The sequence below is a fragment of the Arthrobacter sp. 2MCAF14 genome, assembly GCF_052115645.1.
GTDB lineage: Bacteria > Actinomycetota > Actinomycetes > Actinomycetales > Micrococcaceae > Arthrobacter.
Window position 1 is genome coordinate 1 of sequence record NZ_JBFRHB010000026.1, and the last position, 25,557, is coordinate 25,557.

A 25,557-nucleotide genomic window follows, 5' to 3' on the forward strand; every position below is an offset into this window, starting at 1 on the left:
GCGAATGTCAGCCTGACACTGCAGTCGGAAAAACGACTCGCCCGCACAACACCACAACCGGCCGGTACACGATGAGCGGCCTCCGGAACAAAACCCAGGAGCCGCTCATCCATGCACTCTTGACAACCAGACCTACATATCAGTGCGTGCTTTCCCCGGTTCGTGTCGCAGAAAACAGATGCGCCCCCTTCATGACCACCGGGTTCTTCATCACAGGATTCGACGCCAAGAACAACCCAAACCCGGACGACGAGAACGCCGGAATGAAACAGGTCACCGACCCCATCAAACAATGCAGCAGCGTGGGACACGGGACTGATGAACGCCGACGGGATCACCAACGACCTCATCCCCGCCGGTTTTAAATTCTGATCGTTACCTTGACACAAAATAGTGATACGTACGTGGCAACATACGCTGATGACAAGCGTCGCTAATCAAGTAACTGCTTCTTGCGCCGCGGCGGGCGAGGTCGAAGCCAACACCGCCATAAAAGACATCGAGCGAACCGTCCGCGGGGTTAATGCACCTCACCAACTACAAATCGGTCATTCAATTGTGAAGTGCCTCGAGCACCATAAGCCGTGCTGTTCATGCACCAGCTTTCCGTCCAAGCGCCCTGTCAAGAGAAGTGAGCAGGAACTCTGCCACGCTGCACGACTCTCGCACCACGAGCAGAGCTAATTCCCTTGAGACTCCGGTAGGCAGTGTCCGACCGTGCCCAGTCCCCTGCAGCTTGCGCAATTCGTTGACTTGGTCAGCAATTTTCCACGATGCCTGCAACACTTCGCGGATCGCCTGGTGGCCAGGGATGTTCGGGTCAATGTTATTGGGCAGGAGGCCCAGTCGATCGCGAGCCATGTACCAAAGCTGGTTGAAGCTCTCTTTGCCGGACATCGGGAATCTCAACTCTTCGAGTACGAATTTCGCCACTGCTTCCAGAACGTCTTTGGCTGAGCCGATAAGCAGCCCAGGGTCGTCAGTGCTCGCCCGCATCCTAGCAAGCTGTTCATCAAGGGCATCACGGCCGCCGGTCGAAAGATCTATCCCGGCAAGTGGCGAGAGCATTCCCTCGTCGCTTAGTGTCCAGCCGATGCGCGCGAAGGCCCGCCGAGCCGTCTGGACATTCTGATGACTGAAGTCTTTCGAACCGTCTGTAAAGCAGCCGTGAATGCGCAACTCGCTCAGCATCGCCTCAACCAATGCCTTGGATCCGGAAGGCTTACGCGCCCCAACAGCGAACACTTGCAACACGCGCTGCTGCTTGTTTGGGCTCGCGGGGCGGCCATTTTGCGCAGGGACATACGGGTCGTCGTCGCCATATCCACCAGCCATGAACACTCTGGTCAGCTGAGAGTGCGAAGGACCCGCGCCGCCAAAGAAGAACTTTCCGATGGCCGATCCAACGTCTTGGCTGATCGGATTCTCCCCCATGCCCGCACCTTCCCCAGAGATCCATATTGAACATAAACATAACGCTACCGGCTGCGATGGAGGAGCTACCCCACACATAGCGCTGGATAACCTTACCGCCCACGAGCTCCGAACGCGCTGGGAGATGGCAGAGCAGGACGCGCTTGATTTACTCGATATGTCATCGTCATATACGAAGGACGCCCACCCGTTTCACACCTGGGTGAGCTGCGTGAACTTGTTGATGCGCCCCTTCGGAAGTTGCATGCATGGAAGCACGCACTCCTGGTGCCCTGAACAATGGCGGGGATGCCTGTTGACCCATCGGCCGTTCGACGGCACACTAACGACTATCGTTATATCGATAGTCGTTAGTGTTTGGGGAAAAATGAAGCTGATCCAGTGTTTTGTTCGGTGGCTGGGTGGCACCAGGGCCATTTCGGCAGCGGACGCCGTCGCGATCATCGCATTGGCAGGAGTGGTGGCCCTCATCTTCACGATGACCACGGTGGCCGACATCGTCGGCAGATCCTCCGGTTCAGTGACCTTGTCGATGCCGCTGGAGTCCGACGGGCAAGACCCGTTACGGCTGGGGGGCGGTGCCACAGCCCGGTACACGCGGATGGAGGCCGCGATCCCGGCCCTTCCCGAAACCGAAGTGACACTGCTTCTCTGGTCTTCGGTCCTGAACCTGGTTGGCGTCCTTGCTGTGGCCGGCTTGGTTGTCCTGGTGACCTGGCGGTTGTGGGTCGGTAACCTGTTCACAGCCGGATCCGCCGCATTGATCGCCGCCTGCGGCGCGGTCCTCGCCCTGGCGGGAAGCGCGGGGCAGATTCTGGACTCCACGGCCCGGAACCGGCTTGCCGAGCTCATCGGGGCGAATCCACGGTTCCCAGGGGAATCCGTCGTCTACGTCACGGATTTCAACGTAGTCCCGCTGGTTGCCGGCGCCTCGCTCGTCCTCATTGCCGGGGTCTTCCAATTCGGCCGCAAGCTGCAGAAAGATACCGAGGGTCTGGTCTGATGCGGGCAGACGAGACGACGACAATTCACTGCAGGCTTGACGAGCTGTTGGCAGAACGTGGAATGACCGTGGCCGGACTCAGTCGCCAGATCGGCATCAGTCAAGTAAATCTGCACGTTCTGAAAAACGATCGGGCCCGGGCCGTCCGCTTCTCGACGCTGACGGCGATCTGCGAGGCACTGAGCTGCCAGGTCGGCGACCTGCTGATCCTCCGGGGACCCGGATGACGAAGAGAGCGGGATTGGCAGCCACGCATTTCCTGGCTTGTGGCGGAGGGCGGTTTCTGTACGTTTGCCTAGATCCGGGCCATTCCTTCCCCGTTGCATTTCCATCCTTCACGGCTTTCGAATGTGCGTTTTGTGATCAGGCTTCTTCTGTCGGCGTCTCACCAAGGTCGACGGCCGCAATTCGTTCTGCAGTTTTCCTGTATGCATCGTCAATGTAGTTCCGCAGACCATCGGCCCCGATGCGCCAGATGTTCCTCCCGCCCAACTGAAAACCACGCAGTTCACCGTTCTTCAGCAAGGCACGTATCAGAGGTTGGCCGATGTTCAGCTCCGTAGCCGCCTGTTCAATTGTCCGGAAGCGCGGAGCCGGTTTGTTGTCTTCGGGCATTGACCAATCGTATGGGGCCGAACGGGAAGCGACAGCGAACAACCGTGACATGTGGATAACGACACCTGTCGGGAACGTGGGCACTGCGGGTCAGGGGCCTTTCTGAGGCCCTTTGTCGCACCTCAAGACGCGCTGTGTGCATGACAGATTTCACTCGTAGTGCGGTCTGTAATGCCCTATTGCCCCCTAGCGGCCCTGTTGGTCAGAGCCTCTCAAGCCAGCCTGGACACTACACGTTCAAACCTCAGGGCGCGGTCCGCCCCTTATATCGATTGGAACTCAGACCGTCCAGCGGGAAGCCCTCCCCACGGTGTTGGTGTCATTTTCAATGAGTCGTCTGCGCCGCTCCCGGAAGCGAGCAGGGAAATCCTATCGGGTATGTTTACTTGATGATCAGTCATTTCCCGAAAGATGCGAATTCGTCTACCGGGGTATCGGGTGTGTCAATCTTGCGTGACAAACTCCAGTCCCATGACGTTGTGAGTTTCGTTTGGCCGCAGGAGGTGGATCGAGGGATTGACTTGGTGGCCTTCGCGGTCTCCAAAGACGGGACAAATGACGGCGTACATACGGCGTTTCTCGGCGCATTCCAATGTAAAGCTTCCGGCAATGATCAGAAGAAGCGCACAGTTCCGGTGGACCAGCACCATGGCTACTGGTCGTCGGCCACACCCCCAGTATTCGTTGCCAACGTTGACACCTCCACGAAGGAAGTCTTGGTAGAAGACGCGCAGTCGTTTCTCGCCGCCGACAAGACTGCAGCTAAAAACCAGACGAGCGTCAGGACCACGGTTACGCTTGAGGACGCCATGCCGGACATTCGTCTTCGGATGTACGCCCAGGCGCTGGCGCCGTGGGCGTCGCGGCATCTTCGTTCACGAACCCTTGCTCATAGGGATTCGAGTAACGGTCTGGATCCAAAGTCGACATGGTCTCTCATCGCCTATGCAGGGACCGCGTTTCGGCCCGGTGAGCCTAGCGACGGTATGACGCCCGGGAACTGGTATGAATGCAGCCAGTACTTCACTTTGATCGATTCCCTCTATCACGACCAAAAATGCAGGGATCAACTGCTCGCCGGATTCCCGTCCAACAAGGCTGCAGAATCGCAGCATGAGGGTGCCTCGTCCTTCAAGTTCCTGCTTCATTTGCTTGACGTCTACACGGCGTTCGGAGAGTTGCACATGTCAATGCCTGACAGGGAGGCAGCGAAAATTGATCTAGACCGGGCTGTCCTGATCATTCCTAGAATCTGGAACGATTCTGTGGATTCGACCCTTTGCAGTTCTTCGAAACTCGCGAGCAGGATCCTTAGTATCGGAAAGTTAAAGCGAGCCCGTGGCCGTAACCGTCCTAGGGATGTCAACTACCTGCTGACGGCCCTAGCCGACGGCCAACCTATGGAGGATGCACTGCGGCAACTAATTGAGCCGTGGTGGGACGCCGGGCACTCATTCGTGGATCCCAACTGGAGTTCGTCATGCTCCCAAGTGTGAAGGGAGAGCCTATGACGGAGATGGCGACCAAACCTGGGTTGTCCCGAATACTGCACGGCCACGTTCGCCCCTCCCTTCACATTACTGCCGCTGAATAGTCGGCAAGCCTGTACGCGCCATTTACGGGAAGCAGCTAGTCGGACCTAGGCGATGACCCTTTTGGGGCGGCCCGCTCTACCGGATCCGCCTGGACCCTGCAGATCGCGCCGAACACCTCACCGTCAGCTCTCTTCGCGCTGGATACGGAACTCACCACCGGCGACCCGGCCAGGGACTGCCCCCGGTTTTGTTGACTCCTTGACCTAGCGAGCTTGTGCTCGTGGAAGGATGTTGACCATGCCCACGGCTTATGGGGCGGAGTTCCGCCAGGATGTTATTGATGTGGCCCGCAAGGGCGAGGCGCCGTTGGCGCAGATTGCGAAGGATTTCGGGCTGTCGGTCACGACCTTGAAGCGCTGGATTGCCATCGCCGAACGCAGGGAAAACCGGGGCCGGGCCGGCGGCGGAGTCGGCCGAGATGCGGGAACTCAAGAAGCGGAACCGCCTGTTGGAGCAGGAGAACGAGATCCTGCGCCGGGCTGCCGCCTACCTGGCCAGGGACATCAACCCAAAATGACTCTTCTATGGGTTCTGTCAAGCCATGATGGTTTGGAGCTGGCGGAAGATGGAGCGGCAGACGTAGCGTTTGAGGTTCCGGCGGATCTCCCGGTTTGATTTCCCTGTTGCCCGGCTGCGCGTCACGTAGTCCTTGGTTGTGGGGTCGAAGCTCATGCGGGTGCGGACGATGACGTCGAAGGCCCGGTTGAGTTGGCGGTCTCCGCTGCGGTTGAGCCGGTGTCTGGTGGTGTTGCCGGAGGACGCAGGGCGTGGCGCAACGCCGCCCAGGGCGGCAAAGGCTGCCTCTGAACGGATCCGGCCATGATGGGAGTAGGCGCAGATGATGATCGCCCCTGTTACGGGACCGACTCCTGGCGTGGTTTGCAGTCCAGGAGCGAGTTCTTCGGTAAGTCGGGCCAATTCCTTGTGATTTTCGGCGAGCTGGATCGTGATGTCTTTGACGGCCAATGCCAGGCGTTTGGCCTCGGCGCGCGCGATCCGAACCATCGGGTCGACGATGTTTGAGCTGCGCCAGGCCGCGATCGTGCTGATCTGAGCGTCCCGCAGGGACGACCGGGCGTCGATCCCGAGGTCTGTGCCGCGGAGCAACGCTGTTAGGGCGTTGCGGTTCGCCGTGCGTTGGTGATCCAGCAGGGACCGGGAGGCCAGCAGGATCCTGATCGCCGCCCGGGTTCCGGCCGCGCGTGGTTCCATGACTTGCTCGCGGGGACGTCCGAGGACCGAACGGGCAGCGGCTTCGGCGTCGATGAGATCGGACTTGCCGGTCATGGCACGTGATGAACGTGTCGGTGGCCTGACTTCGCCTACATCGATGCCGGATGCAAGCAGTGCTTGGGTGAGCCGAGCGCCGTAGGAAGATGTGCCCTCGACGGCCGCGAAGACGCTCTGCCCGCCGGTGCGGCGCCGGATCCAGGTGATAGCACGGTCCATCCCCGCGGAGGTGGCCGGAAACGCCGCAGTGTCGACCACTGCGCCGGTTGCGGCATGCACGGCTGTGAATGTGTGGGTGCGGGCATGGGTGTCGACCCCGACGACGAACTCAAATTCCTCGGCGACAATCGCCATAGCGCTCTCCATTTCCTTATGAACCGGACAGGTGGCAGCAGCCTGCCGTGGGTCGCTTGGAGACGCTTCTGTAACGGGTCACACCCAAGTGGTGGACAGTCTTCTGATCAGGTCATCCGCGCGGGCAGGCCGGTGTCCGGAGAATGGTGCGGACGAGTCATTTTCAAGACACCGCCTGAGCGGGTCGGATATACCCTGAGTCACACGCCATCCTCCGGGACCAGCCTGCCAGCCAACCTCGGGCCGGCTACTGACCATTACAGATCTACCCGCTGGTCACGGATCTTGCCGCCGACGGTGTCCCCGTGGCGGTGACCTGCAGGGTGTTGGAATTCAGCAAGCAAGACTATTACCGGTGGAGATCCAGCCCGGTGACGGAACGGGACTGGGCGGATGCGCATCTGGACAACGCCGCCCTGGACATCCACGCGGACGATCCTGCCTTTGGTTATCGTTCATCGCCGACGAGCTCCCGGAGAAGGGCATCAGCGCGGGTGAGAACAGGGTCCAGCGCTTGTGCCAGGACCACGGCATCCGGTCGGTCTTCTCCAAGAAACGTGGTCTGAATCGGAAGCCGGGACCACCGGTTCACGACGACCTGGTGGAACGTGACTTCACCACCGCGGCGCCGAACGAACTGTGGCTGACAGACATCACCGAACACCCCACCGGTGAAGGAAAGCTCTACCTCTGCGCGGTGAAGGACGTTTACCCCCATGCCCCCTCACTTAAGCGCACCGCAATTGGGATGAGTGCCTCATCTCATGAATGCTTGCGAAATCCCGGCCACGGTTCATGTCACGTGCTGTCGATTTTGCTGGGCCAAACTCCAGAGCGTGCTGCTGTTGCATCGATGCCCGCAATTTGGCGTTGTGCTAGCCGGACCACGGCGAAATGCGGGGCGGGCGTTGTAATGCGGTGCGGATCTTTTGCGCTGACGAGAGCAACCAGGTCGGCTCGTTCACGGCCGCCAGATCTTCTTCCAGTTCCCTGAGCGCGGCCGCTTTCTGAATCTTCTCACGAACACCGGCCATGGGGTCTGCAGATTTATCTGGGCGGGCAAGCTCAGTGCGGACTCTGTCCGCGGCAGCCTGAAGGCTGTTCTTCTGGGAGGCGGACCTGTGGACCTCGCCTTCAGCCAAAGATAGTGGTAGTTCAGCGCACTCCCTGTAGTAGTGAAGCAAGTCTGCGGCGGCAAGAAGTTTGAGCGGCCCTCGAGCTTCATCAACCCGTTGCCTTGCGGATTCGCTTTCACGGGCAATGCCGCCTAGCCGCTCATCCGTTGGCCTGACGTTCATGACATGTCCAAGGAGCAATCCAAGTTCATTGCCGGCAGTCCGAGAGATCGCTACCGGGCCATCATCCGCCTCGCACGTGCCCTCGATGATGGGCTCTACTCTTGTCGCCGCATCGGGAGACAACGTGGCAGCCAGTTCAGGCGCAGCGCGCAAGGCTTCCTCCAAAGAACTCGTGTCGCCGCCCAGATTTATGGTCATTACGACCAGCTCGGGACATTCGGTGTGGAGTTCCTGGGTCGCGTCGAGGATTTCAAGTCCGGACTGCATGTCTCCGAGACTCATCGATGTGCGGGCTCCGAGAAGGGCAGCGCCGGCTGCGGTTGACGGGAAGTGCCGGATCCCATACTTAACGGCAAGACGGAAATCTGGGAGTGCCTCCGCTGCTCTGCCCAATCGGACCTTTACGAGCCCGAAGTACGCATGGCCTGGTGCAAAGTAGCGATCTTCTGCCACCGAGAGAGCCAGTTCCTCCAGGGCGTCGTCCGGCCAGTCGTTTTGGAGCGCGTAGATCCCTCGCCGGTAAGCTTCGGCGGCGGATGTGGATCGCGGGTTGCGCAGGGCGTCATCGATTGACGTCGTGTTCCTACTTAGCTCGGCCACTCCGGAAGCAATCAGCCCGAGATCTCGATCTAGGAGCGTGGCAACGGCAGTGAAGTTGTCACCCAAACTACGACCGAGTTGATCGATACCCGCCTGAACGCCGGAATTACCTCGCATCACCCCCTCGGCGATGAGAGCGACACCGCGCTCCGAATCTTGCCAGTTGTAAGAAGTCTCACGCCAGTGGGACCGCAGTGCTGCGTAGACCTCGTTCTGAAGACTCGCACCGGTCATTACGCTATCTCTCCAACCCGTGTTACGCGCCCGACTCCAAATGGGCGATCTTCCAGAAGCACAGCGAACTCAAGACCGGATTCCAGAATTGCTGGCCCACTGAGGTCAACCCGCACCATTGAATCCATGCCCGCCTCAACCAGTACGGCCCCATCGACGGCAGTCATCGTGCCTGTGACCTGCGTCGAACGAATGGCCAGCTGAACGACGGTGCTTGGAAAGATTTGACGGTCAGGGCCTCCTTCGTATGAAGTCAAGAGTCGAACAGAGGCCTCAAAATGCCTGTATGCCGCAACTGTCCCGACAGCAGCCAACACTGACCCGGGCTCGATCTGCTCTTTTCGGATCTTCGGAAGCAAGATCGATCGCATCTGGCCCGCGGACGCAACGCGATAAGGCTTGTGAAAGAGACTCACTCTGGCGATCCGCGCACAGATTCTTCGAGTCGGTCCCACTAGTTCGACGTCGTCGCCCTCTTCAATCCGACCCCTCTCAACGGTCCCGACGATCTCGGTTCCTTGGCCAGTAAGGGCAAAGACTTCATCGGCTGTGAAGGGCATGAGGAAGCCATCCATCGGATCAGGAGACTTTCCGATCATCGTGGCTGGCTCGATGTTGGGCTCGGACGAAGAGCTATTTGCGCCGAACCAATTTCTAATACCCACGGATAGCACATCCCTTTTCCCTGGCAGAATCACTGGACCTTCTGACTTTCGTCGTCAAAGCACTTGGTTGCCGCCGCCGTGTGCCGATGAATCATTTTGCGAGCACCGCGGTCTCGATTTTGTCTAGTCCGAGCTGAACAAGCTGGTCAGCAGTCCTCGGCGATACTCTAGACGATGTGTAAACGACCTGCCGTCCTGACACGACAGACTCTCCAATCTCCGTCACCTTGCCGCGTTGGTTCTTCGTAGGCGAAAGCACCCTTGATGTTAATTAGGGGGTTGAGGATGCTTTTGAAGACGTGGCGGACGATGATGAGGCTGATGACGGCGCCGGCCGGTCACCTTGGGGGTAGAGCTTGCCGTTATTCCACAAGACAAATGCATCGACGGAAAGAATCGGCATCATGCCGTCGTTGTCGCTCACGGTCTTTCCAGATCGGGCATCCACCACAGGTTTCCCGTCGGTGGTTCCGAGGTAGAGCAGGCCGTCATAGAATACGCTAATACCGAGTTTGAGCAGCCGGACCTGTGCGAAATCCACCCAGTACATCTTGGTGCCGGTAGCGGGATCGATGACTCCCAGCCCTTCATTTGGGGAGGTGTCATAGCTGTTGTATGGAACTCCGGCGAGAATCAGTCCGGACACCGGATCCAGCTCGATAATGTGCTCCGGCAGCGTTCTAGGCGCACCGGTCTTGATATCGAAATACTGGTATTTATTCTGATCTGTAACGACTTGGAGGTACGGCCCGAAGAATCCCGCACCGAGCATATTGCAGTGCTGATTGTTGATCGTTCTGTCGTCCAGAGTCAGGACGACCGACCCCGTCTCCACCGACATCAAGGACAGCCGGTTGCACGTGTACAAGCGGCTCGATTCACCAGTGATTTCCATCACCACTGCATTTCCCTCGGAGGCGTTGTGCAGTCGGCCCCCGTGACGCCACAGCTCCTTACCTGTCATGACATCCAATCCACGGGTCAGCGACGCGGCGTTGTACTCTGTCGTTGCTGATCCGTCGTCGACGGCAACAACGGACCCGTTGGAGCCCACCAGCCTGGCGGGGAAGATCTTCTCATCCGGTCCCCGATAGATCTCCGACTTGCTCAGGACTTTCAGAGTCTGCGGGTCAACCACGACCAGATACACGACATAGGCATTGGCCTGCATCCCCTTGGCCACTTCACGGACCTGAACCAACCCGGTGAGAGACGGCGAAGACTCGGTGCCCGTGCTCGTCCACTTTTCCTTGCCAACCTTGACATCCTGAAAGAACGTCTGGGCACTGATCGACTTCTTGAATCCCGGCGGCACAAGGAAATCGAAAGGCCCATCGATGCTGATCACGGAATCCCCCGTGGACACGCCGTATCGATTGACCAGAAAATGCCCGAGAACCGCATTCCACTCAGTACCCACTGTCACGGCCTCTCTCGAGGGTGTGGGTGAGGAACTGGCCGCAGGGGTCGTTGCTTCTGCAGCCGAGCCGGTTGTCGCCGGTGCCACCGTCACGGCCGGTCTGGCTTCCGGTGCACAACCACTAACTGTCAGGGCCAGGAGGACCACGGCGAGTAAAGCAGCGCAGGTCAATCCGCTGAAACGCCTCATGATGCACCGCCGATAATGGTGCCTTTAAGAGTCAGTCCGCGCGGGCTGATACTTGCCGACCCATTTCCTTCAATGTCGTGGTAAATGCTTGACGGGTCTTTAGCGTCGCCTGCCTGCATCGGACGAATCACCATCCAGTCCAGCAGCGCTGCGTCACCGTTGGGGGTCGCCGGACTGTAATAGTTCTTGATGACGATAAAGAACTCAAACCTTCCATGCTGACCTCTCTGGAATGGTTTCTCCCATTGGACTCCGAAGCCGCCTTCCTGGCCGTACCCGACACCGTTGGTGCTCGAAAATGTCGAGCAGACCACTCCGTCGTTGTAGGACCGCTCGACAGCAATCCTGTCGTCGCCGTCGGCAGGTGCGACCCCGGAACCGCCGTATGGAAGTTGCTTGTTGCCGCTTGTAATGGTCGGGCCAGCACCTCTGTTCAAGATCATCTGAGCGTTGATCGGCGTGTCGAATTTATCGGTGGTTGCCGTGACAAAAGCAGCCCCGGGGATAAGAACGTCGCGCTTAGGGTCTGCGGTGCATTTTAAGCCGAACTCAAAGTTCGCGTCCAGAGGATGGGCGAGTTTCCCAGAAGTAGGTATGGGCACCGGTGAGGCAACATCGATAGAGAGATCGTAAGTAAACCCGTTTGCGTTCTTCAGCGACCAAGTTGCCGTGTAGCGAAGCGTCGTGGTGTGCCTTGCAGGCCCGGATGGCGCCGGCTCAGGCGTGGGCGTTATGGACGCTTGCCGCGTGGGATCGGGGGTGGGCGAACTGCTGGACACTGGGGCTTCGGCGTGGGTCACCTGCTCAGTCCCGCAGCCGGCCAAAACCACGGAGCCGAGGACAAGCGTTGCTATGGCGGCGTGAGTCGTACGCAGCCAGTCGCTGGTTGACCTGTGCCGCTTGCCTATTTGTCGCCCATCGACATTGTTTTCCATTGAAGATCCCCTTTTTTAGTTCGCCGGTTTAAGCATGTCGGCAGGCGTAAACGTGAAACCTAAACGACCTGGAAGATGAAAAAGCCCCTGCGGTCGCTCCCGTAGTGAGAGACGGGATAGGCAATCATGGGACGCTCGGCTGACAGTTCTGCGGCCGCGCATCCGATTGGCAAAATCCCTAGGACGAAGACTCAATCGGCAATCGCAATGTCCCGCGGCCAGCCCGCCAATATTCCATCGGTAATGCCCCCTCCTGGTCGCCACGACGGCTTCAACCAACTAATCCTTGAGGGAATCTAACAGGCACTGCATGACCAAACTCGCCCCTGAGCGAAGTTCCTTCGCTTTGTAGCAACAATGGGTGACAACTCCACGAAAAAAGAAGACATGTCCCGTTTTCTGTCATTCCATGGACATACATTTTTGCTGCAGAGCATCGACAACAAGGAGGCAAATCATGGACAAGATCAACGAGCCGGCAACACAATCGCCCAGTACCGTGCGGGTCCAGCGTCGCAGGCCGCACTACATCGCCGGGACATTCTGGGCGATCATCACCCTGGCCGCAGTCTTCTACACGTTCTCGTCCGCTCCCGGGCACCTCAACGGCATCTGGATAGGCCTGATCACGTTGGCCTACACCGTCTATCTTTACCGTGGCGGACGCTGGGTCATTTTCTTCTTCTAGCCTCTCAACCAAAACAACTCAGGAGAAATGATGAGAAGAACGACTCAACTTCTAGGGGCGTCACTGGTGCTGGCCTCGGGCCTGGCTCTCACGGCCTGCGACAGCACGCCAAAGATCGCCGGAAACTGGAAGGCCGATGACGGCACTCCCGTGAAGGTCATCGCCCAGGACAGCCGGTGCCAAGGCATGTTCTACAACGGCACCAAGCCCCTGGACATCGGCGGCGGCATGACCTGCTCGTTCAGCACGAAGAAGGACGCCAACGGCCGCTACAGCCTTGTCGTCTCCCAGCCACCGAACCAGGCCAGCTACACGGTCGATTTCACCGGCTCGGACACTGTCGCCGTCTACTCCGGCACAAGCAAGATCTACACCATGACCCGGCAATAGGCCCCGTACCCAGCAGGCAGTGAAGGGAAAACAATTGACTACTCAACGAGACCGGTTCATCGATGCGATGACCAAAGCCGCGGAACTCGCCGGCGATGCGGATTTCGGCAAAGCAAGCGCGGGCGTCTACACCGACAACGAGGCAGAGCTCCTGTCTCTTGTCCCGGCAGAGGAGCACCCGATCCTCGCGTTCCTGGCCTTCCTCCAAGACGGGAATGCGAATCGAACAGCTCTGGCCGTCCTTCTCGAGGACCGGCTGGTTCTTGTCTGGACCTACGGGGCCTTCGGCAGGAAGAAAGGTTCCACTGTCATCCCGTTCAGCGCAATCACCCGCCTGGAGTTCTCCGAAACTTCATCCAGCCCTTCCTTTGGGGGCAACCCGGAAATATCCATCGCCACCGATCGGCTCTGGAATCTCGCGATTCCACCCAAGGGAACACCCCTGGCGGTCGACGTTCGGGACAAGATCGCGCTTGCTATTCCAGCGGCCGGATGAGCTTCGAGCACTGATCATGTTCGGTGGCCCCGACGGACAAGATGTGCGCGGCGCGGCTGGAATCCCTCACCGACGCTTCTGGGACCGTTACGGTGTCCTCATGGACATGTTGACTGTTGGAGGGCTGACCGTGGAGCCTGCCCAGGCGGAAGCCTGGGCGCGGGACTACCTGGTCGAGAGTCCCGGGCGATCCGGCTATCCGGCCTACGACGCCTATGAGGGCTCGGGGCGGGACAACCACGAACTAGGGGACGCTGACCTCCTCGCTCCCGCCCTTCTGAACGTCTCGCAGAACCCGATCCCGACCTACTACGCGCTGAAAAGCCTCGTACCGGGGCTGAACGAGTCGTTCCGCGGGATCCGCACCGGCTTAGCGCTGCAGGACGCCGAAGACAGCCAACTCGATGCCATCGCCCGGCTGTTCCGTGTCCTTGACAATCCGGCACCCAAGCATGTCGGCATGACTACACTCTCCAAGGTCCTGGCGCGCAAGAGGCCTGGCCTCATCCCGGTCTACGACAGCGCGGTCGCCCACTGCTACTCGGACAGCGACCGCGCCCCTGTGCCGTGGCAGGCCGGACGCTCCTGGGAGGCCTACGCCCGGGCCTGGCTCAAGGCCGTCCAGAACGACCTGCGCGGACAACTCGAGGCATGGCAGGAACTCGCGCACATCGCACCGGCGGACGATGTCGCGATCAGCCCATTGCGCGCCCTCGACATCGTCTCCTGGCGGGCAGGACTGCCAGCGGTCTCAAGACGCCACGGCCGCCGGGCAACGGAGACAGCAGAGCCTGAGTGAAGTCGTGTGGCCGACCGGCATCGATCCGGCGACGTCCCGGGCCACGACCAGACGCTCCACCAATGACCAGATGCTCCACCAATTGAGCTAGCACCAACGCGCCCTTGAGCAGCCGCACGCAGGCCAACGTCAGCGTTGCGCGAGGAATCAGGGCCGGGTAACGTCCAAGCACTGGCCCCATCCCCGACCCCCAACGAGGATGGGGCCTTTCTATGCCGCCGGTTCCCCGAACCCAAGAACCACTCAATGAACCACTCGCGCACCGTCGGCACCCTCGGGTTGCTCCCGTACTTCAAGGTAGAACTCATCGTCCGGGGTGTTCTCGTCGTAGGCGAGAATGGTGACCGCAATTTCTTGTCCGCGCGGCAGTGCTCTGGCCTTCACGAACCCGCTCTCGGCCCGGTCAAGTGCACCGATGAGCTGCGCCAAGGCCTCTTGCTGCACCGCGTCAGGAAGAGCGGCTTCCCGGTCATCGAAGATCTCCACGGCTACTCCTCGTTCCCGGGCGGCGCGGGCTGATTTGAGCACCGGCGGAGTTGCCAGAACCCTGCCCCGGACCTGATCCCGCAGCTCGTCCTGCAGATAGCCGCAGTCGGCCCTGTCCGAAGCGTCAAGGTTGCCCGTGGCGACCTTTGTCAGCGTTGGTTTGGTCGCGTGTTCCAGCTCGGTGACCCAATCGTTCTGTGAGAGCCAGCGGGCGTGTTCACGGGCGATCCGGGCGGCCGAGCGCTTTTCCTGGTCTTCGTAGTTGCGGACCAGAACATCGCATCGGCCAAATACCCGGCTGACCGCGTGGGCGATACCGATCCACATCAGCGGCGTCACCACCAACGCCAGCCCGTCGACCGGCGACAGCCGGTGAAGCATTGAGCCTGAGAAATCGAGCACGGAAAAGATACCGATCCCGAGCCATGCCAACCCGATCTGCTTCCGGAGGGCAACGGTCACGAGCAGCATTTGGATGGCCCCGCAGTGCCATGCGGCGTAGCCGGGGTGGATGCCGGTCGGGAGAACGCTTTGAACCAGGACATCCATGAGAGCGGTCCCGGCCACCGTGATGACCGCGTTCCTGCGGGACAAGCCACGGTCGCTCGCGGGCATTGTCACGACCACCATGAGGGCCACGCAGATGCCCATCGCAAGGAGAGCGGGCCACGGTGAGAGGAGCATGTCGAGGTTGAAGATGCCCAACACGATGTGGGAGGCGGGGAACGCCAAACCCATGGCGAGAATCAACGGGCGGCTGATTGCATTGTTCACGCGGCTTCGGGGCCCTTCCACATCAGCTGCACGCGCGTTTCCGTACCGGGCTTCGAGGTGATGGTCGCCTGGCCGGCTACATCGCGCATTCTCTTCATGATGGACACCCGGATGCCGAGCCGTTGTTCGGGAATGCTGGAGATGTCAAAGCCGGGTCCTTGATCGCTGATGTCGATGAGCGCCTGGCACATGCCGGTGCTGGAATCGCGGCTGAGTGTGATTGTCACTTCGCTTTGCCCGTTGCGGGAGTGCAGTGAACTGTTCCTTACCGCCTCGGTCGTCGCTTGAATCAGTGCGCGGCTGGGGGCCGGGGGAAGCGACGCCGGCGCCCTGTCCGAGGGGCCAACAAGGCTGATCGTTGTCGGGTAGCCTGCCGTTGCCGCCATGATCTGGTTGACCAGCTCATCGGGGCCCATTGAGTCAACTTCCTCTCGTGAGTGCAGTGACTCCAGCTGACGCAAAGAACTCTGTGCTGCCGCAGCTGCGGCGGCCATCAGGTCGGCAGACTCCGCCCGGGACGCGGCAGTAAGGGTGGCCATGATCGCGTCGTGGGTGAGCCCATCCAGGCGCGTCCGCTCGGCGCGCAGAGCCTCGGCCCTCGCCGCCGCCCCTGCCTCCAGCACCGCCCGGTCGGCAGCCTCGTCGGATGCCCTGGCCGCCTTGCGCAGCGCTGTGATGGGGCTGATAATCACCACGGTCATCGCCGCCGACAACAGTGCATCCTGCCCCGATTCGTACCAAGCACGGGCGTTGCCCGCCGCCGTGAGCGGCACCAGGAAAATGAAAGACGAAAAGATCGCACCGTAGACCGCGGAGATCCACGCGTCCGTGGCTACGCAGGCCAAGGCGTTGCCGATACCGGCGAACCCCCACGACCACGGACGGGAGGCCACCCGTCCACCGCCTCCGATCATGCCGAGGTGCCACAAGACAAAACTCACAAGAAGCAGCGCCGCGGCCGTCCCTGCGGCTCGGTGCCTCCAACGCCCCGGGCGTGCCATAGCCGTGCAGACGATCGCTGCCGGGATACCCAGCAGGAGCACCAGGCCCCCATCCCCCGCATTGAAACGCAGCTGGGCAAAGACATCAGGCAACGAGACACCATAAAGAACGAGCGCGAAGACGGAAATGGAACGAGCCAAGATGTCTTCAATACTCGTCCGTGAAATGGCCCGCGGCTGGCGGATCCCCGGGCTCCTACGCACAGGGCCCCTCACCGTCGAACATGTTGACCCCTTCCTGTGCAAATATCCCGACCCCCCGACGCCCCCGCACCTGGGTTCCACAAGCCTGTCGAAACCGCATGACGTCAGCCGTCCAATCAACGAAGATCTCCACCGGCTTGGTCCTCTGCGGTTCCTTGCTCGAGAACATCGTCCTCGGTGGCTCCTTCCTCGAGGATGCCGTCCTCCACGGCCCGTCGATAAAGGTCGGTTTTGTTCCGGGCGGCCCGGCCCGCCGCCTCGTACCTTTTCCGGACCCGCTTGATGTAGGTCGCAACCGTGTTCTCGGCGATATTCATCTTCCTGGCAACTTGTGTCCTGGTAAATCCCACCGCGTAGAGGCGCAAAGATTCACGCTCCTGGATAGGAAATTCCGTGGCCGCAACAAAGGCGGAATCCCCGTCAATGGCGGCCGCTAGGTCCTGATTGTCAATCGTCTCTCCCTCCGCGACCCTCCGCACGAGACCCAGCGTTTGCCCGTAACCCTCGCCCTTCCTTGACACCCCCGAAGCCCCGGCAGCAAGCGCCTCCCGCAAATCAGCCGCGTTACTGGCTTCGCTGTAAACAAGAACCGGGTAACCGGCCGCGATGATCCTTCGGACGTTCTCACCCGGGCGACTGCTATCAGCCAGGGACATATCCAATGCAACGACGTCATACATTCGTTCCCTACCGGACAGCAGCTCATCGACGGTTCCGCATTCGGTCACCACCACAATGGGTTCCAGGGAAGTCTTGGCATCGTGGTTGACCGCCGCCACAAATCCCATACGTAAAACCTGGTGGTCATCCACCACCCCGAGCCGAATCGCCCGTCGCACCATTGAATCCCCCTCAACAACCAGCGCTTGTGTTCAATTACTTCAGTCAGCCTCCCTCAAATCTGCCAACACGTCCACGGCTGCTACAACCGCTAGGACAAACGTCACCTTTTTGGGTGACAAGACGCTCGAAAGCAAGGCCTGCCCCAGACGCCGAGCCCTATCCTGAAGGCGGCAAATCAACTCGGCGATCACGCAAAGCCAAGCAGATTTCAGTGGTCACCATCCACTTCGATGACGGCTCGCTGCCGGACATATTGGAGGGAACTTGGCAATTGAGCTGACGGATATGTCAAAACCCGTTGGAACGGTGAAAGAACCCAGTCTCACTGACAGTCATGATGAAGAACCAATGAAAGGTCCGCATGGGCACGCAAACACGGGAAACATCTCCCTCCTTATCTCTTCTGATGTTCACCGGCCTAGGCTGCCTTCTCCTCGGCTTCGTCGTCGGTGACCTCCTTGCGAATTGGATTACCGGGGTTATGGTCGGCGCCGTTTTCTGGGCAGTCGGCGCACCGCTACTTATTAAAGTCATCAAGAGGAAAAGGGCCAGCGACTTGGCGGCAGCTGAGGAGTTCCTGAACCGCCCACCTGTACGGGTTGGGGTGACTGCCGACGGGGTCGCGGTCAACGCGACCGAACTCGCTCCAGGATTCCCGCCCGGGGTCGGGTCCGCAAGAGGAACCAACACGTTTGCCGTGCTAGCGTTGGTGTTCGGCGTGCTCGGGGGCGTTCTAGCGATTCCGTTCGGACACATCGCCCGGTCCCAGATAAGGCGTACACGCGAAGGCGGTGTTGGCCTGGCACTAGCGGGACTTATTCTGGGCTATTTCTGGTTGGCGGCACTTGTGGCGATTATCGTCGTCGGATTCGTCCTAGGGGGAATTCGACGATAGCCTCCGAAGACAGACTTGACGCTTCTTCCAGAAAGACCCCGGCAGACATTTTGACTCATTCCGCCGATCCCGAATCGGTCTTGCTAGAACCTCAGACATGTCACCCACGCACGACCCTACCGACTCAGGTCCAAAGAGGGTGGCTACGGATAACCAACAACACCGCAATAAAACACATCAGCTATTGAGAAGTGCAGCCCGGATGGCAGCATGGGCAATCATCTCAGCAGACCATTCCCCGGGAACCTTGAAGAACCCGCTTCGTCGACACCGTTCTTCGAATCGGTGAGTATCTAAGAGGTTCCGTCTATAGGTCAGGGGTCGGGTGGGGTGTCCATACGATGAAGGGCTCTCGAACCGAAGCGAGAGCCTGGGTGCTGGGCCGTGGCGAAGGTAGTTGAGCACGGGTTGATGCCTGGCGCGTAATTCTCTGGGCGGATTTTCAATGAGGCGTGTGCCGGCGAGACTGCTGCGGCACAAACGAACGGAGCGTCGTAGGTGGTGCTGGGCAGTGGCCCGGACGAGCCACAGGTCATTTAACTGCCGCCAGCGAGCAAACCACCCTGCCGTCACCTCAGTTTAGGTTGCTGTTGACAGGTGGCGCGATCTGGCCAAAAATCTGGCCAGATCGGGTCCCTTCGGCCGCAACCCTGTGAGCGAAGCAACGAGGCCCTTCGTGGAAGATCATCTGAGCACCGCGCAGGCCCATGCCACGCACTGGGGTGCCGCTGCCGGGATGGGGATCCCCATCACGGCCAGGCGAGGGTGGACTTTCCGGATCCTGACTCGCCGACCACAGCCACACATTCGCCGCAACATCGCGGTCGGATACGCTGATGGTCCCACCTAGACCATCTTTGAAGGACAACGCAAGTCGCCACTCCGGCCCTCGACCCGCGTCTATCACCGTTTCCCTGAAGACCGACCCTGGGCGGCTGGGTCCGTCCCCATCATCACCGTCGTGGTCGCACTGGCCGATGCCCAAAAGGATCCCTGTCAATATCGAGATCCGACGGGACAGTAGAACGACCACTCAGATGACAACAGATGACTAGTGGGCAGACGATGCCGCAGCACCGAACGATCCGGTCAGATCAGGCCTTCGGATCAAAAGATGTTTATCATCACTAAGCGTTCTTTATGTCTTTCAATTTTTACTAGTGATTGCGTCGCCGAAATACATTCGGTATAATGTCCTTTGAATGAAGTTAGTTTGGCGCATAATTTCCGAACGTGCGCAGGGGTCGTTGGCCTCGTGCTTCAAGGCGTTGGTCTTGTGGTTAATTTGGTGGATGAGCGTTCAGTCGCTTTTTATTGCCAACATTCCGTATCTCACGTACCTACTGACAAGCGGATCGCCCGTGCATAACTTCATTTGCTTCACTCTCATAATGTTGACATTGACCGGGGGAGCCGCCTGGATTTATCAGCTCAAAGTTGCGGACTATCGTTTCTTACGCGCGGATGCGAGAATCGGGGTTTTCTATGTAATTCCGGTGGGCCTCCTGATCCATATGCTTACTCATGCGGAGTCGTTTTCCGTCCCATCACCTCTTTATGCGGCGGGGATGGTTTTTTCAGCATTTGCGCAGGATGTCGTGACCTTCGGCTTCCTTCACTCACATTTCGAGAGCCTTCTGGGAAGGACCGTTGCAGGTGTCGCGGTCGCGGGGGTATTCTGGGCGGCTCATCTGCCGTTCGTCCATTCGGCGCAGATGGCGCTCGTTTATGCATTGGGGTTTGCATTGATGTCATTTCTCAGGTTTCGAACCAGGAGCATCTATGCGGCGAATATTGTGCACGTTTCGTTTCTGCTTCTTGGCTAGGGACGCCCGATTGCTGGCCGAGATGCTCGCCGTGGGCGCGGTCACCGAGGTGCATATCCCAGACTCGGAGGAAGAAGCGCTGCGGGACCCGCCCCGGCTGCGTTCGGGCACGGTCAGGGACCTCACATATGCCCGCCAGCACGAGGATGCCGTGCTGCGCCACTGTATCCGCTCAAAAGGACACACAGTAGACCAAGGAACACAACCGGTGGCTGCACCCCCAGATTCTCTAAGAACCGGTCCTGCGGCTTATCTACGAGGCCGGTGTCGAGCAGTCCGAGCTGCTGGCGTCGCGTCTGGCGCGTCTACGACAGGGCTTGTTCCGCAAGACCGCCCGCCAGGCACCGGGTTTCGTCGAAGGTCCTCATGAAGCATCTGATCTGCTCGAACTTACTTCTCGGAGGCTCAAAACCACGCTCCAAACAATCAGGGGACCGTGACAAGGCCGCCAATCGTTGAGTGCGCCTTCTCCAGAAGACCTTTGGCGAGGGCCACAACGGCCATCCGGTCAACGAGCTGTCCGACCGGCGAGCGGTCACCGCTCGACAGGCGCCCTGAATTCCAACGAGAACCCGGGTATGCCGCTTTCTCCGGGGTACTTGTCATTTCTCGCCAAGGAAGGAATGGAATGCGGTGCCCTTGCCAACAAGATCTTCGGCGTCTGTGGTCTAATCCGCCAGACCATGAACACCAACCCAGGGTGGGCGGCTAAAGCTCATCCTGATTTTGGTGAATCTTCTTAACAAATCGAGTTTCCGGTGAGTTCACTTACGCAGCGCCGGATGCTCATATAGCATCCAATCGTGAACAGTCTCATGGCGACCATACGTGTTAGCACCTATACCGGGCATGTCTCCTTCGAAGATGGCAAGACCCTAGTCTTCAACCTGCCCAGGCATGCAGCTGATATTTGGCCCGCCGACATCGCACAAATATTACTCAATGCTCCAGGTGAACTGCACCCCGATGTTTCAACTTACGCGCTGAGCACTGGCTACCTAACGTCCCTCTCCGAAGAGGAGGAGGTCGCGTGGTTCCAGACGGAGGTGGAAGCCGTCGAGACGCTTGATGGAAAAGCTGCCATTGTTTCCGTCGTCCCAACCAACACCTGTAATCTGGCATGTGCATATTGTTTTCAGGCCAACACGGAAATGCGGTCACTACTGTCCCGCCACTTGACGATGGATGCGGCCAAGAACATCATGAGCGCTATTGATGGTTTGCTGTCAACCCGTGGCATCACTCATCTCGAACTTTTTGGCGGAGAGCCTCTTCTTCCACGTACCCGCGAAGTTGTGCATTACTTGGTCCGGGCGGCCGCAGAGCGTGGGCTGACCACGAGAGCAACCACGAATGGCACATTCCTTCACGACTTTGAAGACTTACTCGACCCCCAACTTCTTTGCGACCTGCAGATAAGCCTGGATGGCTCCCGCGAGTATCACGATGCTAGGCGTGTGCCCATCACTGGTGCTCCAACATTCGATAAAATCTTCGAGAACATCAAACTTGCCTTGAACCGCGGAGTGAAAGTCTTTATCCGCCCAAACGTCGATCGAAGAAACCTAGAGGGTCTTGCGGAGCTCGTCTTGTTCCTGCAGGAGGAAAGGCTCTTCGATAACCCCCTAGTAACGTTTGACTACGTCAATGTCATTCCAGATCCTCTGACTCCTGATGCATCCGCCGATATTTTGGTGTCACGCGAGGCGACGGGCGAGTATTTGAAGAACGCTGGCATTGATCTTGGTGCCTTGGACAACAAATCTGACCTAGCGGGTTTTCTCGGCGACGCAATGAAGAAGCCCCTGATTTATGCTTGCGGGGCGCCCAACCGAAACATCTACTTCTCCCCCGAAGGTCAGATCTATAATTGTCATGAACTGGTAGGCCGCCCAGAAATGGCCGTTGGACATATGGAGAGCGGAACCTTCAAGCCACTCCCTATATGGAATGATTGGCAGGGTCGGCGTATCGATAAGCTGCAAAATTGCAAGCGCTGCCCCGTGGCATATCTTCACGGGGGCGGATGTGGTGCCCGGCTTTCCCCCGACAAGATCTCTTGGCTCGGAAACTGTGCTGGCTACCCAGAAGAGTTCGCTGATACCGTCCGAGCTATGTACGGCGCAAGTCAAACCGAAGCGTGATTTCGGTGGAAGGGCGTCCGCCGCAATCACTACACCTTGCCCCTAATGTAGAAATTGGCGCAGCTGGCAACCCTGTGGTCTACGTGCCGGGTCGCGGGTCCTACGTGGTTGACATCGAGACGCATCAGTTTTTACTGAGATCCATCAACGGCAATCTAACTGATGCCGGAGTCGACGTGGAAACTTCGGCATCCCTTGAGAAATTGCGGTCCGTGGGCATCCTGCAAGGTGGAACCCACTTACAGCAACACAAAGGCGACGCCAATTACAGCGCCGATTTCACGGACTTAACGGCACGCCACAATAGCAAGCTTCTTCGAGCAGTCGTAAGAGTCGTAGGTCAGCGACTAAGCCCCGTACTTCCCCCGCCAGTTGTGGCGCTCGGCGTCGTATTGCTCCTTCTGGAATTCATCTTGTGGGTCGCCACGGCATCCGTCTCCGCTGTGGCAGGTGCTTTATTGGATACGCCCCTGCTCCTATTTTCGTTAGTTTTCGTCCTTCAGGCAGTGCAGCTGGTCCTGCACGAAGCGGGCCACTACGCAATCGCGTGGAGGGCGGGATACGACCCGGATGTCGGAGTTGGACTCTACTTCACCGGCCCAGTTGCTTATGTGGATCTGTCGCCGCTCGATGTCGCTAGTAAGAAAGTACGCCTAACTGCCGACATGGCTGGCTTGTCCATTGACGGCTACTTTGTGGCAGCCGTGACGGTCGCCTACTGGATCACAGGATTACCTGTCCTTGCCGCGACATCGGTCATCCTGGCCTCGGTTTCAATGGCCTCATTTGAACCCGCTGCCAAGAGTGACGGATATTGGGCTCTCCGAGATCTGTTCAATGGTCGCGCGACTTCCGCCACTTGGTCGAGGCCTCGCCAACTCATGCGGGCCGCGTGGCGTCGCGACGACGGGGGACGCTTCGCAAGAGCACTGCTAGCCGTTTACGGGTTATTCGCGGTCATCGGCCTTTGCGCCGCTCCACGGTGGATTAGCGGCGTCGCAGCGAAGATAGCAGCGGCGGACTGGGTTGAACTTCTGTTCCCCGCGCTGGTCAGCGTAGTCTTCGTCTCTATCAGTGTTCTCGCTGCCTTGCGAGCCGGTGGGGTCAAAGCCCAGGACGGAGGCCATCAATGAGAGCGTTCTCCAAGGGTCTGTCCGGAGTGTCGACCACCGTAAAGAGACCATCCGGATTTATATCACACCAATACCGCTGACCGAGCTCGTCAACAAGGATGTCGGCCGTAAAGAGGTTGAGACCGAGCGCACTCGAAATCAGCCGAGCTTCGGCTTCGACATCACGGGACGAATATGATTCTCTGATCGATGGAGATGCAAACCTGTTGTCGACGGGACCTTCAGCATTAAACACTTGGCGCACAACTCCCACCCGGCCGAAGCTGTAGGCGAGTCTCCACTCTGCAGCTGCCTCAATGCGTTTTTGAAAGATCATCGGACATGGCTGACGCACGTCGAGATCTTCCGAAACGACGAGAGACGTCGCCACCCTGCCCTGGTCCCCCAATGATTGGTCGACATGGATGCTCTTCGCCACGAGCTGAGCGTGATCCAATCGAGTAGTGGTCCCAAGATCGTAATCGGGAACCAAAACGACGGCCTTAATCCGCTCCAAAACCGACAATTTGAAATCCTGATGGGTCGGATCACGTGACCAAACTCTGGGACGCTGCAAGTAGATTAGATGGAGACCCGCTAGAACCGCGGCGTCCCACTGGCGCTCCACGAAGTTCCGGTGAGCTGGGTCAGGCTCTGAGGAAACTACGAGGGGCCGGGGTGGTGAGCTACGCCAGCGGCGGACGACAACGCGATTTGCAGTCAGGAGTTCCTCGCTGGTGATCGTCGTGTCTTGGTATGAAAAGATCCACGAAGTGCCCTGGCCTTTGAGATGAAAGTCGTATTCCCGGGCGTCACCCGCCAGTCTTAACCATTGAAGCCCGGCGCCACCTGCTATTGCTTCCGCGTCCGGGTCATCCCAATCGGCAAACATGAAGCCGGTCATACAACGCCATGTTTCGACAGGGACGAAATGACGATACGTGCCAGTTCAAACGGCGGCTGTAAATGGTCACGAACAATCTCGGGAAGCCTTCGGCGCGGGTCCGTGAGATATGGGTATAGCCCCTCGGCGTACGCGTCCATCACCTGAACCGATCGAAGAATCAAGGGCCGGTACTTCGGGCTCTGTCGCAGTAGAGCTTGGTCTTTGGCTTCGCGATACAGCAGGTTTGAGATGGGGCCGACATGATGAGTTGAGATTCCTCCAGGTTTGATCAGCAGCATAAGGTCACGGGTGACCCAGTCAAGTGCTGTGCCGAGCCGTGCAGCGTCCCGCCACCAGATAGCTCTACCTGCGACCCTGCTGTGGTCATTCAGAATCTCGAATAGTACCCGCGACGGTGTGTGCTCCGCCGTCGTGCGGATCTCATGGGCAGACCATGACCAGCCCTCGTCGCGCGCAAGGCACAGGAGTGAGTCCAACCAGCCCTGCTGAATACTCGGGGGTACCGTCTCCGATCCAAGGAGAGACGTGGAAAGCTCGAGAAGGTGCAGGGACTGAATTTCTTGCCCGCGGCCCCGGCGCTGTGCAAGGGACCTCGCGACCCGCAGCAATGTAGCAAGAGCGTCAAGGTGCACCCGTCGCGCCTCGCTTAGGGACTGTGAATAAAGCCTCGTCATCACCTCAACTTCTGTGAGCAGTGAGAGCGAACGCTTCACATCATTTTCAAGCTCCTCAATACGCAGGCCTGCCGCTTCAAGGCATGCCACCCTTCGCTTGTAAGAACCGTCCGGAAATAGGGATTCCCAATACCGGTAATGGGAATCCGCGGGCGTTTTCCCTGGTAAATGTCCGATCCGTAAAAAGGTCAATTTCACCCCGACCGTCTGTAAAGGAAGATCGGACGAGCCGAAGCTCGTCCGATCAACCCAAGTAAGGAATTAATTGCCATAGAAGCTGGTTTTGCACATTTTCGGCAACTTCATCTCGACGCGTGCATCCACAGGGCTCACGACGCTCTTAAGAAAGAGCGGCTGTTCTGCCTCCTGGACCTCTCGGGTCTCGTTGTTTTCGTTCACTGGTTCACCCCCCTCGGTCGTCCTATTGGTCGATGCGAACCAACTCTCGGAGACTAGCATTACACGGACCCTAGAATCCATGGTTCGACCGCTTAGGAGTTATCGTTACGCAGGAGATCCTCTACCGCGCTGAACAAAATGCTCTCGCTGACGAACCTACAGCAGCCAGAATGGCGCGACGAACAATAAACGGCCTGCCGTCCCGGAAGAGGCAAGCTCCCGTCACGCGGCCTCTTGCCAACCAAAACAAGGCTTGCATCCAACCGTGGCGCTTTGGTGGACATCTTGCCACTCGAGCTGATATTGCCGAGGGCATAGTCCGAACCTACAGATGTAATTCACTCGGG

General features: G+C 58.9%; 23 protein-coding genes and 2 pseudogenes. 13 read left to right on the plus strand and 12 right to left on the minus strand.

Features of this window, described 5'->3' with window-relative positions:
- Positions 1–591: 591 nt before the first annotated feature.
- Entirely contained in the window at positions 592–1,434 is an 843-nt protein-coding gene (locus AB4074_RS16700; RefSeq protein ID WP_441414387.1) for an abortive infection family protein, read from the minus strand.
- A 367-nt stretch (positions 1,435–1,801) separates the two neighbouring features.
- Between AB4074_RS16700 and AB4074_RS16705 the strand changes: the two genes are divergently transcribed.
- Positions 1,802–2,437 (plus strand): hypothetical protein, encoded by a 636-nt coding sequence (locus AB4074_RS16705; protein WP_441414388.1) that lies wholly within the window; start codon positions 1,802–1,804, stop codon positions 2,435–2,437.
- The gene (locus AB4074_RS16710; RefSeq protein ID WP_441414389.1) at positions 2,437–2,664 is read left to right on the plus strand and encodes a helix-turn-helix domain-containing protein; all 228 of its coding nucleotides are present in this window, start codon (positions 2,437–2,439) and stop codon (positions 2,662–2,664) included. The genes AB4074_RS16705 and AB4074_RS16710 overlap by 1 nt, the downstream gene beginning before the upstream one ends.
- Positions 2,665–2,800: 136 nt before the next feature.
- Here AB4074_RS16710 and AB4074_RS16715 read toward each other — a convergent pair whose 3' ends face one another.
- The gene (locus AB4074_RS16715) at positions 2,801–3,052 is read right to left on the minus strand and encodes a helix-turn-helix domain-containing protein (protein ID WP_441414390.1); all 252 of its coding nucleotides are present in this window, start codon (positions 3,050–3,052) and stop codon (positions 2,801–2,803) included.
- A 389-nt stretch (positions 3,053–3,441) separates the two neighbouring features.
- On the opposite strand from AB4074_RS16715, the gene AB4074_RS16720 reads away from it, so the two are divergent.
- Both AB4074_RS16720 and AB4074_RS16725 read left to right on the plus strand, forming a co-directional pair.
- On the plus strand, positions 3,442–4,548 hold the full coding sequence (locus AB4074_RS16720) for a hypothetical protein (RefSeq protein ID WP_441414391.1): 1,107 nt from the start codon (positions 3,442–3,444) through the stop codon (positions 4,546–4,548).
- A gap of 336 nt (positions 4,549–4,884) precedes the next feature.
- Positions 4,885–5,161 (plus strand): annotated as a pseudogene (locus AB4074_RS16725) (transposase); the annotation flags it as partial.
- Positions 5,162–5,181: 20 nt separating this feature from the next.
- Here AB4074_RS16725 and AB4074_RS16730 read toward each other — a convergent pair.
- Positions 5,182–6,231 (minus strand): IS110 family transposase, encoded by a 1,050-nt coding sequence (locus AB4074_RS16730; RefSeq protein ID WP_441414392.1) that lies wholly within the window; start codon positions 6,229–6,231, stop codon positions 5,182–5,184.
- A 254-nt stretch (positions 6,232–6,485) separates the two neighbouring features.
- Here AB4074_RS16730 and AB4074_RS16735 point away from each other — a divergent pair.
- Positions 6,486–6,943 (plus strand): annotated as a pseudogene (locus AB4074_RS16735) (IS3 family transposase); the annotation flags it as partial.
- Between the two features lie 163 nt (positions 6,944–7,106).
- Here AB4074_RS16735 and AB4074_RS16740 read toward each other — a convergent pair.
- The 4 genes from AB4074_RS16740 to AB4074_RS16755 all read right to left on the minus strand — a co-directional run bounded on the left by AB4074_RS16740 (position 7,107) and on the right by AB4074_RS16755 (position 11,572).
- Entirely contained in the window at positions 7,107–8,363 is a 1,257-nt protein-coding gene (locus AB4074_RS16740; protein ID WP_441414393.1) for a hypothetical protein, read from the minus strand.
- Complete coding sequence (locus tag AB4074_RS16745; protein WP_441414455.1) at positions 8,363–8,962, minus strand: EF-Tu/IF-2/RF-3 family GTPase; 600 nt, start codon at positions 8,960–8,962, stop codon at positions 8,363–8,365. The genes AB4074_RS16740 and AB4074_RS16745 overlap by 1 nt, the downstream gene beginning before the upstream one ends.
- A gap of 337 nt (positions 8,963–9,299) precedes the next feature.
- Positions 9,300–10,448, minus strand: a complete 1,149-nt coding sequence (locus tag AB4074_RS16750; protein ID WP_441414394.1) for a hypothetical protein — start codon at positions 10,446–10,448, stop codon at positions 9,300–9,302.
- 185 nt (positions 10,449–10,633) lie between these two features.
- Positions 10,634–11,572, minus strand: a complete 939-nt coding sequence (locus AB4074_RS16755; RefSeq protein ID WP_441414395.1) for a hypothetical protein — start codon at positions 11,570–11,572, stop codon at positions 10,634–10,636.
- Positions 11,573–12,029: 457 nt separating this feature from the next.
- On the opposite strand from AB4074_RS16755, the gene AB4074_RS16760 reads away from it, so the two are divergent.
- The 4 genes from AB4074_RS16760 (at position 12,030) to AB4074_RS16775 (ending at position 13,945) form a co-directional block, all read left to right on the plus strand.
- Positions 12,030–12,260: a hypothetical protein gene (locus AB4074_RS16760; RefSeq protein ID WP_441414396.1), complete on the plus strand. Its 231-nt coding sequence runs from the start codon at positions 12,030–12,032 to the stop codon at positions 12,258–12,260.
- A gap of 30 nt (positions 12,261–12,290) precedes the next feature.
- Positions 12,291–12,650, plus strand: a complete 360-nt coding sequence (locus tag AB4074_RS16765) for a hypothetical protein (protein WP_441414397.1) — start codon at positions 12,291–12,293, stop codon at positions 12,648–12,650.
- A gap of 34 nt (positions 12,651–12,684) precedes the next feature.
- Positions 12,685–13,146: a hypothetical protein gene (locus AB4074_RS16770; protein ID WP_441414398.1), complete on the plus strand. Its 462-nt coding sequence runs from the start codon at positions 12,685–12,687 to the stop codon at positions 13,144–13,146.
- 100 nt (positions 13,147–13,246) lie between these two features.
- Complete coding sequence (locus AB4074_RS16775) at positions 13,247–13,945, plus strand: DUF6308 family protein (RefSeq protein ID WP_441414399.1); 699 nt, start codon at positions 13,247–13,249, stop codon at positions 13,943–13,945.
- A gap of 243 nt (positions 13,946–14,188) precedes the next feature.
- On the opposite strand, the gene AB4074_RS16780 is transcribed toward AB4074_RS16775, so the two are convergent.
- The 3 genes from AB4074_RS16780 to AB4074_RS16790 form a co-directional block, all read right to left on the minus strand.
- Positions 14,189–15,205, minus strand: coding sequence for a hypothetical protein (locus AB4074_RS16780; protein ID WP_441414400.1), 1,017 nt, complete (start codon positions 15,203–15,205; stop codon positions 14,189–14,191).
- Positions 15,202–16,299 (minus strand): ATP-binding protein, encoded by a 1,098-nt coding sequence (locus AB4074_RS16785; RefSeq protein ID WP_441414401.1) that lies wholly within the window; start codon positions 16,297–16,299, stop codon positions 15,202–15,204. Before AB4074_RS16785 ends, AB4074_RS16780 begins: the two co-directional genes overlap by 4 nt.
- A gap of 227 nt (positions 16,300–16,526) precedes the next feature.
- Positions 16,527–17,222, minus strand: a complete 696-nt coding sequence (locus AB4074_RS16790) for a LuxR C-terminal-related transcriptional regulator (RefSeq protein WP_441414402.1) — start codon at positions 17,220–17,222, stop codon at positions 16,527–16,529.
- 392 nt (positions 17,223–17,614) lie between these two features.
- Here AB4074_RS16790 and AB4074_RS16795 point away from each other — a divergent pair, with 392 nt between their 5' ends.
- The 4 genes from AB4074_RS16795 (at position 17,615) to AB4074_RS16810 (ending at position 23,251) form a co-directional block, all read left to right on the plus strand.
- Entirely contained in the window at positions 17,615–18,148 is a 534-nt protein-coding gene (locus AB4074_RS16795) for a DUF4190 domain-containing protein (protein ID WP_441414403.1), read from the plus strand.
- A gap of 1,391 nt (positions 18,149–19,539) precedes the next feature.
- Positions 19,540–19,974 (plus strand): CPBP family glutamic-type intramembrane protease, encoded by a 435-nt coding sequence (locus AB4074_RS16800; RefSeq protein WP_441414404.1) that lies wholly within the window; start codon positions 19,540–19,542, stop codon positions 19,972–19,974.
- Between the two features lie 803 nt (positions 19,975–20,777).
- A complete protein-coding gene (locus AB4074_RS16805) occupies positions 20,778–22,118 on the plus strand; it encodes a radical SAM protein (RefSeq protein ID WP_441414405.1) in 1,341 nt (446 codons plus the stop codon).
- A 104-nt stretch (positions 22,119–22,222) separates the two neighbouring features.
- Positions 22,223–23,251: a hypothetical protein gene (locus AB4074_RS16810; protein ID WP_441414406.1), complete on the plus strand. Its 1,029-nt coding sequence runs from the start codon at positions 22,223–22,225 to the stop codon at positions 23,249–23,251.
- Here AB4074_RS16810 and AB4074_RS16815 read toward each other — a convergent pair.
- Both AB4074_RS16815 and AB4074_RS16820 read right to left on the minus strand, forming a co-directional pair.
- Positions 23,223–24,134 (minus strand): hypothetical protein, encoded by a 912-nt coding sequence (locus AB4074_RS16815; protein WP_441414407.1) that lies wholly within the window; start codon positions 24,132–24,134, stop codon positions 23,223–23,225. The genes AB4074_RS16810 and AB4074_RS16815 overlap by 29 nt on opposite strands.
- Complete coding sequence (locus AB4074_RS16820; RefSeq protein WP_441414408.1) at positions 24,131–25,009, minus strand: hypothetical protein; 879 nt, start codon at positions 25,007–25,009, stop codon at positions 24,131–24,133. The genes AB4074_RS16815 and AB4074_RS16820 overlap by 4 nt, the downstream gene beginning before the upstream one ends.
- Positions 25,010–25,557 lie beyond the last annotated feature (548 nt).

Excerpts from the sequence above, each read along its gene's own strand:
- AB4074_RS16765 (WP_441414397.1), top strand. The coding sequence starts at position 12,291 with ATGAGAAGAACGACTCAACTTCTAGGGGCGTCACTGGTGCTGGCCTCG.
- AB4074_RS16700 (WP_441414387.1), bottom strand. The coding sequence starts at position 1,434 with ATGGGGGAGAATCCGATCAGCCAAGACGTTGGATCGGCCATCGGAAAG.
- AB4074_RS16800 (WP_441414404.1), top strand. The coding sequence starts at position 19,540 with ATGTTGACATTGACCGGGGGAGCCGCCTGGATTTATCAGCTCAAAGTT.
- AB4074_RS16760 (WP_441414396.1), top strand. The coding sequence starts at position 12,030 with ATGGACAAGATCAACGAGCCGGCAACACAATCGCCCAGTACCGTGCGG.
- AB4074_RS16715 (WP_441414390.1), bottom strand. The coding sequence starts at position 3,052 with ATGCCCGAAGACAACAAACCGGCTCCGCGCTTCCGGACAATTGAACAG.
- AB4074_RS16745 (WP_441414455.1), bottom strand. The coding sequence starts at position 8,962 with ATGATCGGAAAGTCTCCTGATCCGATGGATGGCTTCCTCATGCCCTTC.
- AB4074_RS16755 (WP_441414395.1), bottom strand. The coding sequence starts at position 11,572 with ATGGAAAACAATGTCGATGGGCGACAAATAGGCAAGCGGCACAGGTCA.
- AB4074_RS16710 (WP_441414389.1), top strand. The coding sequence starts at position 2,437 with ATGCGGGCAGACGAGACGACGACAATTCACTGCAGGCTTGACGAGCTG.
- AB4074_RS16740 (WP_441414393.1), bottom strand. The coding sequence starts at position 8,363 with ATGACCGGTGCGAGTCTTCAGAACGAGGTCTACGCAGCACTGCGGTCC.
- AB4074_RS16720 (WP_441414391.1), top strand. The coding sequence starts at position 3,442 with ATGATCAGTCATTTCCCGAAAGATGCGAATTCGTCTACCGGGGTATCG.
- AB4074_RS16705 (WP_441414388.1), top strand. The coding sequence starts at position 1,802 with ATGAAGCTGATCCAGTGTTTTGTTCGGTGGCTGGGTGGCACCAGGGCC.
- AB4074_RS16795 (WP_441414403.1), top strand. The coding sequence starts at position 17,615 with ATGGGCACGCAAACACGGGAAACATCTCCCTCCTTATCTCTTCTGATG.
- AB4074_RS16730 (WP_441414392.1), bottom strand. The coding sequence starts at position 6,231 with ATGGCGATTGTCGCCGAGGAATTTGAGTTCGTCGTCGGGGTCGACACC.
- AB4074_RS16775 (WP_441414399.1), top strand. The coding sequence starts at position 13,247 with ATGGACATGTTGACTGTTGGAGGGCTGACCGTGGAGCCTGCCCAGGCG.
- AB4074_RS16815 (WP_441414407.1), bottom strand. The coding sequence starts at position 24,134 with ATGACCGGCTTCATGTTTGCCGATTGGGATGACCCGGACGCGGAAGCA.